Origin of the sequence: Nostoc sp. NMS8 (assembly GCF_017115045.1) — a bacterium.
GTDB lineage: Bacteria > Cyanobacteriota > Cyanobacteriia > Cyanobacteriales > Nostocaceae > Nostoc.
The window spans coordinates 39,399-58,379 of record NZ_JABXKK010000030.1 but is presented as its reverse complement, the minus strand read 5'-3'; the positions used below and the strand labels follow the sequence as shown (position 1 = coordinate 58,379).

The following is an 18,981-nucleotide window of genomic DNA, read 5'->3' as shown; positions in this document are numbered from 1 at the left end:
AATCTGTTGCTCAACTTATGCTTTCAAAGTTGCTCATCTTATCCTTACAGTGACAACAATGTAATCTAAAGCATAATGTGAGCAAAGTCTAGATTTAAAAGATTTATGTGTAGAGGAATAAAAAAGTTCAACAATAAATAATAAAATCCAACAATTTCTGTTAGGTGCTTTACCCCGCTCCAGGCATCCGTCCATAAATCGCTCCAAAGAGCCTGTACACCGCGCCCATGCTACGTTATTTACTAGAGCGATCGCCTCCCTCCGGCGGGGGTAGCCCATCGCGCCCACATTCTCTTAGCATCACTCTCCTAATTGTTCAACTTTTTTATATGCTTACATTATGTACTGGAGTCGATAGTCAGTACTAAGTTGAAATCTATGTTTAAATGTTTTACTGGCGAATGACACCACTAAGGATGTTGAGCAGTATTAAGATTAGTGTGGCTTTGCTGTGAAACTATGGCTCGTGATTTATTCCACAATATTGTGAGGTCTGCACTAGAAAAAGATGGTTGGTTAGTTACAGATGACCCGCTAAATATTCGGTGTGGTGGAGTTGATGTTCAGATTGATTTAGGTGCAGAACTCCTAGTTGCTGCGGAAAAATCTGGAGAAAAAATAGCAGTTGAAATCAAAAATTTTGTTAGTGCATCGAAGATTTCAGAATTTCACATGGCACTAGGACAGTTTATTAATTATCGGACTGCATTACGTGCAGAAGAACCTTCGAGAAATTTATATTTAGCTGTACCATTGGTAACTTATAATGATTTTTTTAATTTGCCTTTTATTCAAACTGTAGTCAACGAAAACAAATTGAAATTAATTATTTATAACCTTGAGACTGAGGAAATAGAGCAATGGATAAGTTAAATGAATACCGCACAAAAGTTAGGCAATTATTAACTAAGTATATCGAGTACAAGCCTAGTTATGGAGATGTAGAGGTCGAACAGATTTTTGACGTAGAGTATGACCATTATCAAATTATTAGCATTGGATGGAACAATCAAAAACGGATCTATGGCCCAATAATGCACCTAGATATCAAAAATAATAAAATTTGGATTCAACAAAATACAACGGAAGTAGATATTGCTTTAGAATTGATAGAAATGGGTGTACCTAAACAAGATATTGTCATCGGTTTTCATACTCCTAAAATGCGTCAATTATCGGGATTTGCTGTGGAATAAACATGATACAAAACGCAGAATCTTTGCCACCATTCCGATTGAGGATGTATTAGTTAATAGAGAGCTATGAGGTAGTAAAAGGACTACTTTATTTTGTATAAATTCGGGTAAAATTTTGTTGTGATAGCCACAAGTTGTTAATCATGCGTTATTATTACAAACTCGTAGGACATACCCCTGTTGCTGTTAATTCATTGTCAGAGTGGCGAGATTATTTACACTCAGTACAAGATTCAGGACAACATCTAGTTGCCGAAACTATAGTTGGGGATGCCAAAGTATCAACTAGTTTTTCAGGATTCGATCTCACTTTTGGAGATCCCCCGTTGCTTTTTGAAACGATGGTTTTAGGCGGGCCTCATCACGGGAGAATGCAGCGTTATTCTACATGGGAGCAGGCACTAACCGGTCACGATCGTACCGTCGTAGAAGTCATGACTACCTCACCACCAGATAAGTAGTCTCAAATAAATACAGGGTTATATTTAATACTTAATAACTAATAATTTACACAAAACTGGATGAACTACAGCGCAGATTCTCTACCTGAGATCAAACTCATTCCCCTTGATCGTGAAGCTCTACATTTCACACAGCCAGGAGAAACTAGAAGACCACCAACCGATATTCGGTGGGTAAAAGTTCTGGAATTTTTACGCAGCAACAATCTCGCACCAAACAGCCGCAAGCTTTACGAACGAGAACTGAAGCGATTTTTGGCTTGGAGTGAGCTGCACTATCATGAACTGCGTCCACGTCATCTTGCGCTATATAAAGAATATCTCCGTGATGAAATACGGACTGATGCAGGTAAACCGCTTTCAAAAAGCAGCATTAATGCGGGAATTGCGGCACTCAAAAGCTTTTTCAAATGGATGTCTTACACATATCCTGAAATTATTGCTACTAATCCCACACTGGGGATAAAACTGGAAAAAGTGCCACTACCACCAGCCCAGAGTTTAACCCCTGAAGAAATGGAACAGGTTTGGTCAGCGTTGGAGTTATTGGGAGAAACAAAGCAACGAGATACAGCACTCGTCCACATTCTCAGTCATGGACTACGGGCTGGGGAAGTTGTACAGCTAAATGTTGGCTCATTTGATGGCAAGCTGCTATTTTTACCAGACACCAAAACCAATGAACCACGCTTAGTTCCACTGCGAAAAGAGAGCCGGGAAGTTTTAGCAGAGTATTTGCGATCGCGCCAACAAAGGAGTGAGGTGTTAAACAGCCTTAGCCCACTGATGATTTCACACCATGCTTCATACAAAGGTGAACGCTTGAGTTATCACGGCATTTACTTCGCTGTGGAAAAAATCGGTGAAATAGCTCACATTGAGGATTTGCACCCTCACTCCTTTCGCCACACCTATGCCACTGACTTATTGCTATTGGGAGTTGACCCCAGCCATGCACGAAAACTAACAGGACATCAAAGCGAGAAAGCGTTTCGGCGCTATACGCTTCGCAGCGAACAAGAAGCGGCGGTCGCTGCTTACTATCGTGCAATCGGAGAGGAAGTGGAGTAAAGTATGCCCAAGCCACTCGATCCCAAGTGTCAGTTATGTTCCAAACTACCAACTGCCCAAGCCAAGGTTTTACATGGAACAGCAGGGGACGGGTGTTGGAATCCCAAAGTCTGCCACAATCGCCGCTCATTCTATCGCCACCGCTCCCAGAAGAATTCAGCAGAAATTGATTCAGTAACAGTCGAACCACCAACAACATATTTTGCAGTGCTGTATTTGTATAAAGAACCGGGGGATAAACCATTACACGCCTTGGGTGCAGAACTCTGGCTTGGGCAAAAACCTGTTTGTCGCCTGGAACCAATTCACTGTTTTGGGCTAACGGCTGGTAAAATACGCGCCTATACAGATCAGGTGTTGCAGGCTTTTGCTAAACAATACAGTGTTTCACTATATCAATATAAGGATATGTTTGAGATTACCTCAAGCTACTGCCCAGTGCGGCCTTGCCCCTTGCATCCAGAATCGTAGAGATGACCACATACCGCCAATTAACAATCTGGGATGTGCTTGATGAGTTGTCCGAATCTCCACCAACTTCTTCCCTTGATGCTGTATGGGAGTGCTTGGATACAGAACTTCATGATTTACCTGTTGAAACACAATTATCAACCGCAGGTATTGCTTTCAATCAAATTGCGGATATTCTTAAGTCTCGTGCCGAAGTGCTGTTGCAAGATACCCACGATCGCAATAGTCTTTTGGGGCCAGTTGTTAGCGCCGATCTCTTTGCTGGTCTAGTGCGGACAACAATGCATCTAGATTTAGATGATTTGATTGAACCGGAAACACTACAAACCTTTAAACCACACGGCCCACACCAATTTTCATATCCTAACCAGGAGGGTGATTCTGTAGCAGCACCTGTTGAAAAAGCGAATGTTTTGGTAATGCTCGATGAGGTGACGAGTTTAGAAGATGTCCACAAGCTGGCGGGTGATGAACATGTGGAAAAATGGCTTAGTGCGATCGCTAACTACCTTGCACATATTAAAGGTGAGATTTCTTTAACTCAACTCCAAGGTGGATTAAAAATGCCTTTGGTAGAGGTTTGGCTGGGACTGTTGCTGGGTAATTTTACATTAGAGCAACGTGGAGATTTTTATAGCAGCCAGGATATTTGGGTAATTACAAACGCTGATAAACTTGTTATAAAATAGGGTTATAGCTAGGATAAAGTGGATAAAAATAGTCTATAAATTAATTTTTGGCTATTAAGTAGTAGAAATTTTTGTATGAACAATTCAATTATTTGCTGACAAAATTAAATTGATAATATTTAGAGAGCGAGAGTTAAGAAAGTAATTTGCTTTAAACAAACTCCGACGAATTTGTGCCAAATCGTAACTTTTAAAAATTACCCAAGGAAAATCAGGGTAGCCATTACCAATAGGAAGAAAATCATTAGCAGGGTATAAAGCTTTAATATAACGCTCTAGTAAAATACGAAAATCAGAACTCATAGGAGAATTTGCATCTCCTATGAATGAGGATTGAAGAATTTCATCCTTTAACAAAAAATGTAGGGGAATAGCTAAGTACTGATCGCTAAAATTACTGGAATCGCTTATTTGCTGAGTGTTACCCTCATTTTGGAGCAGGTGTTCTATAAAATCAATGGCAAACAAAATTTCATTTTTGATATTTTCTGAATAATCACCTTGACTGATATTTTTTAGTGCATTCCTAAAGTTTGTTGTTATATAAGAGCGAATTTGAGAATAAGGATCTATACTATAACGTGATGTTACAGTATGATTATTCATTGGGATAATCAATAATGAACCGTCCATGTAAACCTGCGGACTAATTTCTATTTCTAACAATTCAGCCATACAGGAACACTGGTCAAAGAAAAAATCCACTCCTAGCTCCAACAAGGACAGCAAGCTAATTTTTTTTCTAGCTGGTTGCTGGACAACAGAAGAATTGGATATGCGAGGAGATTGAATTAGAAACTCGGATGACTTAAATAAAGTAAACAGATTTTCACAAACAAGTTTAATATCCTGGTCATCTGGATGTAGCCGCTGGTGACTTCGTAGTAACTGCATCAAAGATTTAATCCGAGTGCTGAAAGTCTCACCGCTTGAATATATCGCTTTACCACCGACGGGAATCATGGCTACGTTGTGTCCACCTAAATTCCCAGCACCCAAAATTCGCGTCATTATCGCCGCCCGTAAGACGAGTAGAGAACCTATTAAATTCGCGGCGCGGGTACTTTTACTTTGTTGATTATTAGGTGCATTTGTAAAAACTTTTTCAATAATGTAAACTGTTATTTTCTTATGAGCGCGGTCATTATTTTGTCCCTCACCAAACTCACCTCTACCTCGATAAATTACCTGAATTATCTCCATCAGGTTATTTTCTATCTGAAATCTTGGTAGTTCAACAATTATGTGTTTAGCAAGGGGAAAAGAAATACCGCGAGCCGCAGATGATGTCATAAACACTACCCGTACCTTATTCTTGCGTTTGAGCAGCATTTCCAGATCAGCTACTTGGGAATGTATCTCTAGATAAATCTCATTTTTATCGAAGCCAAAAAGTCTCTTTTTGACTAGGGAAATTAATTGTCTTAGACGTTGTTTATCCTGGATATAAACAATTAATTGTCCTAATTCTGGGTGATTAACATAGTGGATTATTTCGTTTATTAAAGACTCATCTCGTGCTGATTGACCAGGTGTAAATTTAATGGAACCATCATCGTTGATTTTGTTCACTTCAAAAAACACTTGGTAAGTTAGTTCAATTTGTTTAGCTGGATATGAGTTAACATTAATAACAGCAGAATCAACATTGCCTGGCGGTGCAGAATAACCGCCAAAAGACAGATAACTAACTTCTAATGGTTCTTGCTTTTTATCAACAAAAGAACAATAGATTTTATCTGGTTCCGCTTCCTTTGTACCGAGATGTGGTTTAACAACATCAAGACCTGTAAGAGAAGCATCGGCAATAATCAACTTTGTATTGAAACCGTATGAAGGGTCAAATAACTCAAGTTTTTTTCCTAACCATTTCTTCATAGAGTGAAACCACTCAACTCCAGCATTGTCACCTGTTACTTCGTCAATCATGACAATGATATGCTTCAGGCGTGAAGATAATTCACTCATTAACTCCGGAATTACATCACCATTATTTGTAACTGAACGAAATAGTCTCTCGAAATTATCTAATGAGTCACCTCCACTATTCAATTTGCGGAGGGATTGAGTTGAGCAGGTAATGACAATTTTATTTTTTTGCTGTTTGATGAGAATATGACCTGCGTCACATAAACTTCTAATAACTCCGGTTCCGGATTTGTTGTTGTAGCCGAGTGAAGAGCGGGACTGACGATTTATTAAATTCTTTCGGTTGGTATTCCGTTTTTTATCATATTCTGCACCATGAAAAGTTACCCCTAAGCTTTCAAAAGTTTGGTTATTGCCATTAGAATAATATCTCACTGTAGGCTGGTTATTATTGGTAGCAATCAGAGCGTGACTCGTGGAAATACAATACAGGTCATCAGCAAACAAATTACCTGTTTTTGTATCTATAAATTTATTAATCGTGTCTTCGTTTACAGAGAGACGCGGACTAATGTAGAAAAACAGGAAACCCTCGTCAGCATGATCGCGGATAAAATTCACCACCGCTGTTGTTTTACCAATACCCGGATTCCCGGTTAGAAATAGATTACGATAATTACCTAACAGATGTTCCTGAATTATTTTTGCATGGGCATTTATTAAAGAAATTTGCTCAGTTAGATGGTATTTTTCACTGATTGAAGTATCTAAAAAATCTGAGGGATTATTAAAATTTGTAAGTGTTTCACTGAAACACACAGTTTTATCTTCTGTAACATTAGTATCACATAATGAGTCCACAAATTTGTGGACTTTTTGTTCATGAGAAAGTTTATCTGGCTGAGATTTTTCTATTAATTCTTCTTTTACCGAAATTCCTACTTGTTCAAGCGAACGTGAAAGACAATATACAGCATTTTTTTTAATTAAATTAAGCATCTTAAACAGCGCATTTTCATAAGTATTGATGGAATTTTCTCTATCCGACTTTTGCCGTCCCTTCATCGATTTATATGCCTCGGCGCAAAGGTCAAGAATGTGAAAGTCCTCCCGGCTAACATTTAAGGTGCTAATTCCTCGTGTAGTGTAACCTATCGTTGTCACTTGTACGGTCGCATCCTTGGGTATTCTATTTTCTGAATCAAGAAATTTGACGAAACTTGCTGAGTATGATGCTGCCTGTACCAACTTAACAAAATCTTTGTCGTAATAAGAAAAAGCTGTAAGATAATCCTGAATATATTGCCCTATTAATTGCTGATTAGTCCCTTTTTGGGTGTCAATTTTTAATTGATGATAAACACTTTTGGACATTAAATAACGCAGTTCTGCTTTTAAATATCCAAGAATAGACGAAGCGCTTGATAAATTCCACAACTCAAACTGTTCTTGTTCATGTCTTGACTCATCATTATCTTTCTGATAATTCAATTCATTATCCTGATTATTCTCCACAGTAAAGGCGGACAAATCAACACAAATAATGTAATATTCCTTGTTTTTTTCTCCGTCTTTCGACATCAGCATCAATGTATCCGCTTTTAAAAATTCTCCTGTGTCGGCATACTTATTTATATAAGGTGTAACCTTATCTGCGGTAATATCAAACTGCGAAAGAATCTGAGAGTATCGGTCATGTTGATGTTTTTCTAGCGTTCTCATACTGGCTTCATCTGAGAGGCAGCATTGCATATACAGTAGTTCCCAGTTTCTATTAGAAGCGGACGAAAACTCCAAAGAGTCCATCAATTCCTTCCATAAACCTAAACCACCGAGATGACCTCGTAAAAGTAAAAATTTACCCCATGCTGCCCATATTCTTTGACTCTCCGCATCAATAAATCCTTCTAACAGTTTCATCTCAACAAGTTTATTGACTACTCCTCGATGATTGATACGTTTCAGGTCATCAATGAATAAATCCATGTGGGCATATTTCATCCCTGATTGATGAATGGCTGTCAATATTCCTGCGTTGAATGCTAACTCGAAAAGATGTCCCTGAGCTTCTCTTATTTTCATTTTTAATTTATTATAAGAATTCTATTCAGCTTTTCAACAATAATTTGCTGAGTTCATCAAGGTGTAATTGATATAAATAAAAATAAAATGTGGTTCTTCAGTACCTGTTATGCCAAATTATTAGTTAAACATCAAAACTAGACTTTAAAATCAAGTTTAGAACGCTTAAGTCCCAAGAATAGCCTAAAATGTTAAAAATAATGCCTGCTTTTGTTGTGCAGCAATGGTTTTAGTTTTTTAGCAGATTAATTTAGCATACTAAGTACTGAAGAGCCTAAAATGTCTTATAATTCAATTAAAATTGAACTTGAACATTACCGTTTTCAATCTCCCAACGCTTATTTTCTAGTATCAAGTAAATTCGTTCTCGTAAAATTGGGTGGTTATAGTGCCTCACTAAGAAGTTATTATAATCTCTAGGGAGTTCTATCGATGGGTCTTTTATTTGGTATTTATCCAAAAAATCTTCAATCTCTTCAAGGAAGGCAAGTAGAATTTGAGATGAATTGGCAGAATCATTAATCACATCTTTTACATCTCTTGAGTCACTTAAGGCATTGTTAACTTCTGTCAACCACGCGAGATAATTCATTTGCACCCCAGGAATGCAATGCTTACCTCTTGCCGATGATCTGCCGATTGCATTATCGCCGATAATATCATTAAGCGGGTCAAGCTTAGGTAACAATTTCTCCGACTTGCCTTGTTTCTTTTCATATCTTGAATAATGCAATAGTGTCAAATAAAACGTAATATCATTTTTTAATTGACCTTCCTTAATTAGACCATTCATAACCTTCGTCATGTCGAGTGCATCACCTGGATGAGCATTCAAAAGTGTTGAATAAGTCGTTGCAGTGTTATAAAAAGTCCTATCTTTCTCTATGGTCTTTACTGTAAGCAAATTAAAAAATATTACCTGGGAGCGATTGGGGTCATTAAATAAGTTACTTAGTTGTCGTACATCCTGAATATATAAGGTTTCTTCTTGAGTTTGATCGTCGATGCACAAGGCACTGTAACTGTCATATAAAGCAGGATATATGATTATATCATCTGCAATATCTTTGAGGAACTTTATTATATCCGGTGACATAAAAAATAATTCATTTTGTTGGTCTGTCACCCGCAATTGTTCAGAAAAGGGAGTTTTAGCGATGTATAAAACATCCTTAAAACCCTTATCGTACATCTCATTAATTACATCTCGAAGCGCCCACGGAGTGCGATGCAATTCATCTAACCAGTAATTGCCTGCTAAAGTTTTAACTCGATTTATCTTTATACCAGTTTCGGTGTCCTCCACCGCTACTATTTCACCTGTCAAATTCGCAATATAATTATCTTCCAAACGTGACGAACGAGCATCACACTTGTTACTAGACACCATTACTATTAATAATTTTTTTAGTATCCGTTTATCGTTATTTTTGCTATGGTATTTTTGAGGTAATACAGAGTACAGTGATTTCTTGGCATTAGCAATTCTAAAACGGTCGATTTTCGGTAACACTATCCCTTGAGAACTGATGAACATAAAGTCAGTTAATAAGTGATTCCATTCTTCAACCGTTTGATGAATTAGTGCTTCCTGTTGTGTTGTTTCTTCTTCCGGTGTTTCATGCAGTATCCACTGCCCTACAAATAAATTTTTGTTTTTTTTCACCCTACTAGTGAGAAGTTCTAGGATTATAAATCCAAGGGTCTTTAATGTAAGCTCGTATTTGAAACGCCCTTCAACCGTAGCTTTTTCTAAAGGAACTTCCCCTATTTGAAACTCTATAATTGAGCCATCAAATACAACACTGCTGAGTAAATCACTAGCTTCGTCAGCATTGTTAAGTGTATTAACTTTCTTCAGAAAGTCAGGTTTTTTACCTAATAATTGTGCTAGCTGTTTTATATTTTTCTTATCGCGTTCAAATTGTTGTGCATTATTAGATTGTATAAACTTATGGAAGACAGTGAGCATTTGTATATCGTCAGTTTGATAAGCCATATCAAACTCACATTTTTTTGCTGCTCGATAGAAATTATCTGTCTCAAATTTCAGCTTTACGGGTAGCTGGATAATTGCTTCTTTTGTTACCCCCTGTAGGGAAATAAAGATATGCTTGAGACATTGTTTCAAATTACCTGAAGAAAGTTCTTCTGCAAAAAATCTATCTGTACTACTTATTTCTGTCAGTTCAGAAACCAGTAATTTCTTTGATATCCCAATACTTATTTGTTTCTCATCTGATAATAAAAATTTTGGATATTTTAAATATTTTTGGATAATTTTTACTATTGCTTTTAGGTTGTGTGAAACTAAATATTGATTAATATCACTAACAAACTGCACTAACAAGTTTTGCTTATTTGCATCACTCTGATTATCTGGGTTACTGAAAATAGGCAATACTTTGTCTGTGAAATCTTTAACTACATCAAATTGGAGAACATCTTGATAACAAGAATTTACTTCCGAGGGATTAGGACACGCAAATGCAAAATAATAAAGAATAAAATATTTAATTATTTTTTCAACCTGCCAATCTGTTTTTTGCGGGGGGTTATCATCAATTTGTTGATTATTTAATTTTGAATTTGGGTTAATTATGTCAAGTCCGTAAGCGAATGAAGTACCGTATTTAACTGGATTATTGACGCGCCCATTGAATTTAAATTTTAATCCAAAAGTTATTGACGTTATACCTAAACGTGGGTCATCTGTCTGCCCAATACAACCATTAATTTGCCCAATGATAGGCAATTCCGAAAAAGCATCCCTACGAGAAAATAATTCTTTAATATTTACAGTCACACCCTGATATACTACATCGTAATAACTATCAGCTTTATTCGGGTCATTGATGAATTTTTCTAATAATCTAATGCGTCTACTGTAGTCTCTCAAATAAAATGATGCCTCATGGGATGATATTTTACGTGAATTTTCTCCTGTACCATCCTCATATATGACTTCTCTGTTTTTACTTAAATCGTTACATTCTTCACTAATAACTTTTGCCCAAAATTCTAAAAAATTTATCTCCGCTTCTCTTTTTAATCTTCCGATTGTTTCTTGATTAATTAATTTTTCAAGTAATGATAATTCCTGAGAGCCATGAATCTTGATAGACTCCAGATTAGTTCTTACATTGCCAATTACATAATCAGATATATCTGACTCATCATTCATCTTCAGACGAACATAGTTTTCTAGTGCCGTTAATACAAGTTCGCGGAATCTAGTTGCACTATTTATTTCTATGGTGACTTTGTGGTTTATAATCGCAGGATTATCAAACTCAGACTCCAAGGCTAGTTCTTGGCTACTTAATCCAGGCGATTGAGGGAAATCCCAGGTAAATAAGGAAGAGTCTTTAGCTTTTTTTGCCAAGGGCGTAAGCATTGAATCAATTAATTCCTCAATGATATTGTCTGCGATTTGTGCATTGGAATTTAAACCTGTGCTATTCCTAATTTCATCTATTAAAAGTTTGGATAAAGTCGCTTTTATTTCTTTAGTTTTATCTTTAAATACTTCACGACAAGCATCGATCATATTTATTGACGCTCGATATGTTTTTTCGTCTTTTGACAACGGTAATCTTATATCTTTAGCTTTAGCTATCTGGTAAGCAAAGGCATGAATATCAATGATTAACCTTAATCTCCCGTTATTAGAGTCTTTTTTCAAAGAAAATATTTTTCCTCCTGACTCTCCATTCAATTCCTCATCTATTTTTGAAAGCAAATCTCTATAATCTGGTCGCGGTAGTTGATTTCTTTCTTCTCTTAACTGATTCTGATTTTCCACTCTGTGTTGCCCCTTTCTTAGTTAAGTGAAACCGGCTTATGTATTGCTTACCTTCCGATGATTGGCTCAATATAATACAACTAATGTTCCGAAAAAATCATTTTATATTCACAAAAATAGACCCTTTTCAGGGAAAGTATATAGCCATTGCATGGAACCAGCTGACTGCGGCATTTTCAAGCCACTTTGTGACAATAATATCTACACGGCAGCCAGATCCTGCAATGACTTATGCAGTTGCCATTGCCATTTGCCGACAAGAATCCGCGCAGCGACGGTACCAAAAGCAGTTTTTGAGCTTCTGTCCTTTGAGTTAGCTGGAAAAATGCTGCGGTTGTGCTTTCAGTAGCTTTGACTCTGCGTGTCACTGCTTTTGTATTGCTGTCTACCCTTGCAGGTGCGATCGCTCTTTCGGCTGCTACTTATCAATTACTTGGTGTACTTGGCCCTGGTATCGCTGGAAGTGTCGCCGCCTTCATTGGTGCGAGACAAGTTTTCTTTTTGGATGCTCTCAGCTTTGCGATACCTGCGGCGAGCGTAGCTATCGCGGCAGTCTTAATCTTCACCCTACCAGGTCAGCTCGTCGTTGCACAAAATCAACAGCCTTCCAGGACAACACGCCGAACATGGGGAGACATTAAAGACGGTACAACTCGCCTGCTTACAGATGCACCTATTCGTTACGCGCAATTGATGCAGTTAGTCGCATCAATTGCCGGAGCGCAGATATTAGTAAATACTGTTGGCTATGTTCAAGGTACACTCAAATTGGGAGAAGTGCAGTACGGCTGGGTGATGGCAGCTTTTGGGATTGGTGCAACCCTGTGTGCAGTTGCGGTTGGTACGTTCAATAGAAGTTTGCCACCGTATAGGCATCCAAATCACTCTCACCTGTGAAATTCAGCCATCACGTCTCACCTTCTTGAAACGCCAACTCCAACGAAAACGGTAGACACCCAGGATTGGCAGCTGCCCACTCATTGGCTTCTGCAATTAGAGTTTTGTTACCTGAATCGAGATAAAATTGCATTTTGGCACTCTGCTCCAGTCTTTCCCGTTCCTTGCCCCCAATTAAGCATCGTGCAATCAGGCAGTACTCTCTAGCTACACGTTTGGCGTAAGATGCTGCTTGGAGTCGCAACTTAGTCAGATTCTTCAGTTCTGACAAAGCGAGAGTTGCTGCTGAATCGCTTGAAGGTGTACTTTGTTCGCTAACTTCGGCTTTTTGTGACGTTTCAGGCGGCACAATTGCAGGTGTAGGCGCAGTAAGCGGAATAGTAACAGAATTGATTAATAAGTTTTTGTTATTGTAATTTTCAGCCGCGCTGGGGTTAGAAAGGTATTTGAAATTCTTATCTGAAGTACTTTCATTAAGATTTTCAGCTAATTCTATAATATTTGAAGAAACTAATGAATTATCAAAATTATTGACACCTGAAGTTAAAGACAGATCCTCTGGTTGCAATAAATTCAATTCTTCGGAATTCTTAATTTTCTCAGATTCATCTTGTACCTGTAGTACAAATAATTCTCCTTGAGACTCAGCAACTTCTTCAAAGATTGCTGCTGCCAACTGCCCTGTAGGGGCATCGGCAGCAGAAGATAAGCATTTACAAAAAACCTTCATATAGTAAAAATGACCGTCATTTTCCTTTTCGTAAGGATTTTGAGCAGTCTGCTTGGCAAATGAGTTTTCAAAACTATTAAATTGCCCGTCATTGCTTGATTGATAAGGCTTTGAGCTATTTTCTGCCCACAGGTCTAAGATGTAGCGTGTGGGATGCCACAAATGCAAGTGCTTTTGTAGTGTCTCTTGTGAGATAGTTTTGTGAAAGCGGCGCTTGTATTCAGCACGTATCACTTTCCCCCGTTCAGTAGCCCCTACTGGCAACCCACTATCCCACTCTATTGCCCTTACTACTATCTGGATGCGTTTTTGGGCTTGTTGGCTGCGTTCCCAGTTCTGTTGCTTACGACGGTCAAATGGGATTACATTGTCTTTGGGTTTATCAATGCTGCTAATGCCTGCTATGGCTTCTGCAAATGTGTTGGCGAATGTACCCAACAACCTTTCGGGATAACTCTGGTAAGGGCTATACCATTTGTTACAACTTGTCGATTCTACCCAATGCCTCACCCTGGCTTCGATTTCGTGTTGGTGTCGGCAATATTGGCTGTAGCCGGGGGCGTTAATTGCGGTAGTAAGGCAAAATTCGACTAATTTATCACTCTCTAAGTCTAAAAAGACGATTCCGTAGCCTACAAATATTTGTAGGAGGGTGTTTGTTTGTCCTTTTCCTGTCCAGCCTGTGGTGATGATTTCTTCCCAGTTGGTACGCCACTGTGCAACGTCAGTAGACTCTTGCTTCCGATATCTCTCCTGTGAAATTTGTTTTTTGGCTTTGTTCGCTACCCGTTTGAGTTTGGTTAAATCTTGCCGACTTGCCGCGCGATCGCAATGATCCAGGAAGATAGAAACTGAGTCACTAATTGGTTGTAGGTCATCGTCAAGTAAAAATGACCCGCTACCCGGTTGCATGGGGCAACGGATGGCTTTGTAGTTGGTTATTTGTTTGGCACTATATGGTTTGGTGTTGGGGAAGATTTCTAGGTGTCCTTGGCGGAGGATAAAGCCTGCATTTCTCAAGGTAATCTCTAGGGCACAGGCTAGGGCAAAGGTGGGCAGGGGGGAAGCAAAGGTTAGGAGCAGGTGATAGCCACCACTAAAGCTGGACTGGAGGATGATGATATCGACTATGCCGATGTCCTCTAGCACCGCTTTGATGCGATTTATGGATTCAATGTTATGGTAGTCGCCTTCTAGGTCTAAATCGATTGTGGCGTAACGAGTTGTGTCGTTAAAGCGCAGACCTACTAGTTTCGACTTGTCTTGGTGCAGGTTCCACAGTTGGGAGGGTTGGAGGTAATAATCGATAGTGCGCCATGCTGGTTTTACACCTTCTACTAAAGAAGGGGCAACTATCGCCCCAAATGGATGCCAAAAGCGCTCTACGTAGCGTTTGCCAACGGATTCTGCGGGCAGGTGGGGTTTGATTTTCTTTTTTGAAGGCTGTGAAAGGCTTAATTGGGACTTGTTCTCGACATCTGAAGAGAAATTTTCTTGGTACATGAGTGACTGTCCTGATGATTTTTGTGCATCAGGTAGTCTTGCTGTTGGTCAAAATGTGTTAGCCTAAATTTGAAATTTTATTTTGAATTAAGCGGTTGGTTATCCGCTTGTTGGAGGCGACTGGTAATCGTCTCATGGTTGAAAGCAAACAAAGGTTTATACTTGTTTAGGCTTAGACATACGTAGGCTTAGGCTAAGATTTAGTCCAACACGCTTCACCAACAACAATGCGACTACCCAACTTTTTTTTGGTAATTATTTAAATGAGGCAGTTAGAGCGAAGTTGTCACTAAATCGACAAAAGAGTTTTGGGATAACAATGCAAAGCTAGTAACACCCACAAGTGTCACCACACATTGGCTCTTGTTAGTACAACTGGTGAAGATGAAATTACTCATACTCCACCATCGAGTTTAAAAACAAAAAACAGTCAAATATCTTGATACGAGTTCAGCACCCAAAAAAGTGAACTCGTACTGTAATCAGTATTGAGATGCTAATCTAGTAAGTAATGTTAAATTGTGGGACAAATTCTCTGCTAGATTAACTGCTTACAGCTACCTATGCAGCACAAATCTTATCCTTTTTTCTATTTGTAGAAACTTCCATTGCTTTCATTTGGGTCTTATAATCTTCCCAAGTTTTTTCAAATACGTCAGACTCATACATCCGCAATAAAACCTCTTCTTTATCAGTTAAATTTGGTAGTTTTAACAACTCTGTCAAAGACACCTGAACTGGGAAAACATCACTAAACTTTTGCATTAAGTTAAGTATTCTCTTCCTCTGTGATGCAGATGGTTCATCCTGCAATTCTGCATCAATTTGTCGCGGACGTAGATTCACAATTTCTAGGCTCATATTCCCTAAATTCCTCAATCCAAACACAACAAACTCATTAGTTATACCAATAACCCGTCCCACAATTTCCAACTCGGGCCGCAGTCTCTTTTTGAATTGATATACTTGGTCAAGCTGGAAACGCCGAAACGGATTGCGCTCGCCATTCAGCATCCAAGCAATACCATCGCCTATACTACCTATCTCATCTGCCTCCAGAAGGTCTATTACCTGGTAACAGATATCTTGATTGCAAACAAACTTGTATGCTGCATCAATACTCCGGTTAAATTCCATCTCCAGTGCAACAACTGCCTTAAATTTTTCCAGTTCTCGTAATTGAGAAATTAATTCAAAAACTTTCTTACCCTTGTGATAACTACCAACACTTATATTTAGATTCTCCGAGACCTCCTGAATCACTCGCTTGCCCTTCTCTAATTGAGACTTACTCTCAGTTACCGAATGATTCAAATTTGAATCATTCGATTGATTCAAACGACGAGCGCTTTGGCGCTGTCTTTCTTTCGCTTGGGGACGAAGTACGCTCTCCCAGTACTGCCCCTCGTGAAATTTCTGGTAATGAGTCTTCCCACCTTCCCGGTGGAGATTAAAGTCAAGCACTAGTTTCAAATCTTCTTCAGGCGAACCAGACTCGACAAATTCCACTTTCACAGTGGAAATTCCTAACTGGCGAGCTATCTGCAAGCGACACTTACCTGCCAAGACGATATTTACACCAGTACGTGCAGATACCTTTAAAGATTCAAGAATCCCTTTTTCAGAGATACTTTTTTCTAAAGCCGGACGTTCCTCATTCTCACCATATATTTCTATCAGCTTCGGATGAACAACCAACTCCGCAGGTGAAATATATACAATTGCCGGATTCTTCACCTCAGACATATTTATACTCCGGGTCACAAATTGTCACTCAAAAGATAGGTTCCATCTTGAAAAACCTAAGCAGAAAGCAGAAAAATCTTAACCAGCAAGACTTATAGCACTTTCATCCCTTGGAAAAAGTGACAAGTTGAAAAAATAATTAAATCTTGTAAATGGCAAAGGATTAACTACCAGAAAAACTCTCGAAGAGAATTTTCTCGCGCAGTAAACTATTATTCCCAACCCATTGAAAACCAATACGACTGAAGAGAGATTTAAAGTACTGGCATTTAAAAAAAAGCATCTATCTAAAGATAGATTTGTAAAACTGGGTAAATTCATGATATGATGGCTCTAGATAACTAAATTGACAAAACAAAGTTCCGTCCTGTTTTAGTAACAGGTGGGGTTGTTTTTTCCTCAAAGCCCTGTTTGCAGCAGGGCTTTGAGTGAATCTTTAGGAAAAATGAACTCTACAAAAAAAGTATATCAGGCTTCATTCGATTTGGCAAAATTGTAGGTCTAAGCGGGGTAAATACTGAAATGCCTCATATTCAAGTATTGAATCCTATTGAAAAGCAAGTATTAGAGGATATAGCAGCCACCGGCAGCGATGAAATGATCAAGAGAGCAAACATCTTGCTAGAACTTAATCGTGGGGAAAATCATAAAAATATAGTAAAAAAACTTGGTATAGCGAAGCAAACAGTAACAAACTGGAAGAAAAAGTGGACATCTTGTACCATAACATCGGAAACCTTGGAAGATGCGATCGCAAAGATAAATAATGTATTAGGTGTGAACGCAGGCAGACCTAAGAAGTGCAAGAGCGCAGAGGCGAGCAAAATTGTCGAAATCAGCGAATGGAGCAAGAACCGAAAACCCAGTCGTTCAAAGCACCATTACCATATGCAAGTTGCTGAAGAAGCTACTCGCAGGGGGTTGCCAGCACTATCGCCAAGAAGTATAGGTCGGATCTTGGAAGCGCAACCCTAATAGCATCAAGCTCAAATCAAGCTAACGGGCAATCCTATCTTTTCATTACGCCAAAATAACAACCAAGTCGCCGAAACTATCAAGTTAAAAGGAATGCCTGAATTGTCGCCAACAACAATTGGTTGCCTCCTATAAGCAAAAGGACCAGTAAGGAAAATTGATAATTACCTTAAACCATTCCAACCACTGGGATGGTTTAATTTTTGCATCTATAAAAATTCAGTCAAAATACATAACGTAGTACAGTCAAGCGTTGGGTAACAAGCGAATAGCACTAATACCATAGGAGTATATTTAGCAACATTCAGATTGTGTTGGTTTAATGGAAGATTTATCGCGCCAAAGTGAGTGTAGTCGGGCAAATCGAGAGAGAATAGGTTTGATATCGAAAATTACCCTTTTCGCGCCCAATGCTATGTCTGATACTCCATATTCTCCCAGACGGGCATCCCCAAAAGCAAACGATGATACCGGATTTGACTCGGCGGTAGAGTCATTAAAAAAATCTCTCAAAGCCCCAATTGAGCGGTATTTTGCCGCAACAGAGGATGAACAGGATGTCATTGCTTTGATGCTCGCCAATATTCGCGCACCCAGCACCCGGCGCGAATACCAGAAAGATTTGCGGAAATTTTTTGTGGCGATGACTGGTATTGAGCCAAATGTTGACAGCGTGTTGGAATTTCTGCACCTGACCGAGAAACGGGCGGTGGCGGTGGTGCTGAAATATAAGGCCAAGCTACTGGCTATTGGGTTGAAGGAAGCAACGGTCAACCGTCGCCTCAGCAGCATTAAATCGTTGGTGAAGTTTGCCCGCAAGTTAGGTGTGTGCAGCTACACGCTAGAAGATGTAGAGTTGGAAAAGGTAAAAGCGTATCGAGATACTACCGGGGTGGATGCTCAAAGCATCAACAGTGTAATCCAGCTAATTGAGCGCTCAACTGTTCACGGCCAAAGAGATTATGCGCTATTGCGGCTGTTGTGGGAAAATTTACTGCGACGCAATGAGGTGAGTCAATTAAATATAAAAGACTTCGACCCACACGAAAGCAGATTGCGGATTTTGGGAAAAGGGCAAGGTACGAATGATGAATGGGTAAAACTGTCAGTAGCAACAGTTAATGCTATCTGTGATTGGTTGCAAGTTCGGGGTAATATTACCGCCTCCTCACCTTTATTTATCGCCCTTGATAACCGCAGCAAAGGGCATCGCCTCACTGGGGACGGCATCCGTAAAATTGTTGTCAATTATTTTGATGCAGCTGGTGTAAAAAAGTTAATGTCACCCCACCGCATCCGCCACAGTGGGATTACAACTCTTTTGGAAGCAACCCAAGGGGATGTGCGAAAGACGCAAAAAGTCAGCCGTCATGTCAAGCTGGATGTATTAATCCAGTATGACGATAACCGCAAACAAGGTCAGTCAGAAATGACAAATTTGTTGGCAGATATGATTGACTAAATGGATGCGTTAGCCAGGAAGTCA

12 protein-coding genes and 1 pseudogene are annotated in these 18,981 nt (G+C 39.1%); 9 read left to right on the top strand and 4 right to left on the bottom strand.

What is annotated here, in order from left to right:
- Nucleotides 1-459 precede the first annotated feature (459 nt).
- The 6 genes from HWQ39_RS03520 to HWQ39_RS03495 all read left to right on the top strand — a co-directional run bounded on the left by HWQ39_RS03520 (nucleotide 460) and on the right by HWQ39_RS03495 (nucleotide 3,888).
- On the top strand, nucleotides 460-873 hold the full coding sequence (locus HWQ39_RS03520) for an element excision factor XisH family protein (RefSeq protein WP_193919711.1): 414 nt from the start codon (nucleotides 460-462) through the stop codon (nucleotides 871-873).
- The gene (locus HWQ39_RS03515) at nucleotides 861-1,196 is read left to right on the top strand and encodes a XisI protein (RefSeq protein WP_193919712.1); all 336 of its coding nucleotides are present in this window, start codon (nucleotides 861-863) and stop codon (nucleotides 1,194-1,196) included. Before HWQ39_RS03520 ends, HWQ39_RS03515 begins: the two co-directional genes overlap by 13 nt.
- Before the next feature lie 143 nt (nucleotides 1,197-1,339).
- Nucleotides 1,340-1,657: a hypothetical protein gene (locus HWQ39_RS03510; RefSeq protein WP_292841650.1), complete on the top strand. Its 318-nt coding sequence runs from the start codon at nucleotides 1,340-1,342 to the stop codon at nucleotides 1,655-1,657.
- Nucleotides 1,658-1,717: 60 nt separating this feature from the next.
- Complete coding sequence (locus HWQ39_RS03505) at nucleotides 1,718-2,728, top strand: site-specific integrase (protein ID WP_292841647.1); 1,011 nt, start codon at nucleotides 1,718-1,720, stop codon at nucleotides 2,726-2,728.
- A 3-nt stretch (nucleotides 2,729-2,731) separates the two neighbouring features.
- Nucleotides 2,732-3,199: a hypothetical protein gene (locus HWQ39_RS03500; protein WP_292841644.1), complete on the top strand. Its 468-nt coding sequence runs from the start codon at nucleotides 2,732-2,734 to the stop codon at nucleotides 3,197-3,199.
- A gap of 2 nt (nucleotides 3,200-3,201) precedes the next feature.
- Nucleotides 3,202-3,888, top strand: coding sequence for a hypothetical protein (locus tag HWQ39_RS03495; protein WP_292841641.1), 687 nt, complete (start codon nucleotides 3,202-3,204; stop codon nucleotides 3,886-3,888).
- A gap of 84 nt (nucleotides 3,889-3,972) precedes the next feature.
- Here the strand turns inward: HWQ39_RS03495 and HWQ39_RS03490 are convergent, their stop codons facing one another.
- Entirely contained in the window at nucleotides 3,973-7,839 is a 3,867-nt protein-coding gene (locus tag HWQ39_RS03490) for an ATP-binding protein (RefSeq protein WP_292841639.1), read from the bottom strand.
- A 295-nt stretch (nucleotides 7,840-8,134) separates the two neighbouring features.
- Nucleotides 8,135-11,644, bottom strand: a complete 3,510-nt coding sequence (locus tag HWQ39_RS03485; RefSeq protein ID WP_292841636.1) for a hypothetical protein — start codon at nucleotides 11,642-11,644, stop codon at nucleotides 8,135-8,137.
- Nucleotides 11,645-11,942: 298 nt separating this feature from the next.
- Between HWQ39_RS03485 and HWQ39_RS03480 the strand changes: the two are divergent.
- A pseudogene (locus HWQ39_RS03480) lies at nucleotides 11,943-12,508 on the top strand (MFS transporter); the annotation flags it as partial.
- Nucleotides 12,509-12,551: 43 nt separating this feature from the next.
- Here HWQ39_RS03480 and HWQ39_RS03475 read toward each other — a convergent pair.
- The gene (locus HWQ39_RS03475; protein WP_292841632.1) at nucleotides 12,552-14,774 is read right to left on the bottom strand and encodes a hypothetical protein; all 2,223 of its coding nucleotides are present in this window, start codon (nucleotides 14,772-14,774) and stop codon (nucleotides 12,552-12,554) included.
- A 561-nt stretch (nucleotides 14,775-15,335) separates the two neighbouring features.
- Entirely contained in the window at nucleotides 15,336-16,520 is a 1,185-nt protein-coding gene (locus tag HWQ39_RS03470; protein WP_292841630.1) for a hypothetical protein, read from the bottom strand.
- A gap of 522 nt (nucleotides 16,521-17,042) precedes the next feature.
- Between HWQ39_RS03470 and HWQ39_RS03465 the strand changes: the two genes are divergently transcribed.
- Nucleotides 17,043-17,495, top strand: coding sequence for a helix-turn-helix domain-containing protein (locus HWQ39_RS03465; RefSeq protein WP_193917723.1), 453 nt, complete (start codon nucleotides 17,043-17,045; stop codon nucleotides 17,493-17,495).
- Between the two features lie 322 nt (nucleotides 17,496-17,817).
- A complete protein-coding gene (locus HWQ39_RS03460) occupies nucleotides 17,818-18,957 on the top strand; it encodes a tyrosine-type recombinase/integrase (protein ID WP_292841625.1) in 1,140 nt (379 codons plus the stop codon).
- The last annotated feature ends 24 nt before the right edge of the window (nucleotides 18,958-18,981 follow it).

What these genes read in the sequence shown, in the direction of transcription:
- HWQ39_RS03460 (WP_292841625.1), top strand. Translation starts at nt 17,818, where the DNA reads ATGGAAGATTTATCGCGCCAAAGTGAGTGTAGTCGGGCAAATCGAGAG.
- HWQ39_RS03490 (WP_292841639.1), bottom strand. Translation starts at nt 7,839, where the DNA reads ATGAAAATAAGAGAAGCTCAGGGACATCTTTTCGAGTTAGCATTCAAC.
- HWQ39_RS03515 (WP_193919712.1), top strand. Translation starts at nt 861, where the DNA reads ATGGATAAGTTAAATGAATACCGCACAAAAGTTAGGCAATTATTAACT.
- HWQ39_RS03470 (WP_292841630.1), bottom strand. Translation starts at nt 16,520, where the DNA reads ATGTCTGAGGTGAAGAATCCGGCAATTGTATATATTTCACCTGCGGAG.
- HWQ39_RS03465 (WP_193917723.1), top strand. Translation starts at nt 17,043, where the DNA reads ATGCCTCATATTCAAGTATTGAATCCTATTGAAAAGCAAGTATTAGAG.
- HWQ39_RS03505 (WP_292841647.1), top strand. Translation starts at nt 1,718, where the DNA reads ATGAACTACAGCGCAGATTCTCTACCTGAGATCAAACTCATTCCCCTT.
- HWQ39_RS03510 (WP_292841650.1), top strand. Translation starts at nt 1,340, where the DNA reads ATGCGTTATTATTACAAACTCGTAGGACATACCCCTGTTGCTGTTAAT.
- HWQ39_RS03475 (WP_292841632.1), bottom strand. Translation starts at nt 14,774, where the DNA reads ATGTACCAAGAAAATTTCTCTTCAGATGTCGAGAACAAGTCCCAATTA.
- HWQ39_RS03495 (WP_292841641.1), top strand. Translation starts at nt 3,202, where the DNA reads ATGACCACATACCGCCAATTAACAATCTGGGATGTGCTTGATGAGTTG.
- HWQ39_RS03520 (WP_193919711.1), top strand. Translation starts at nt 460, where the DNA reads ATGGCTCGTGATTTATTCCACAATATTGTGAGGTCTGCACTAGAAAAA.
- HWQ39_RS03500 (WP_292841644.1), top strand. Translation starts at nt 2,732, where the DNA reads ATGCCCAAGCCACTCGATCCCAAGTGTCAGTTATGTTCCAAACTACCA.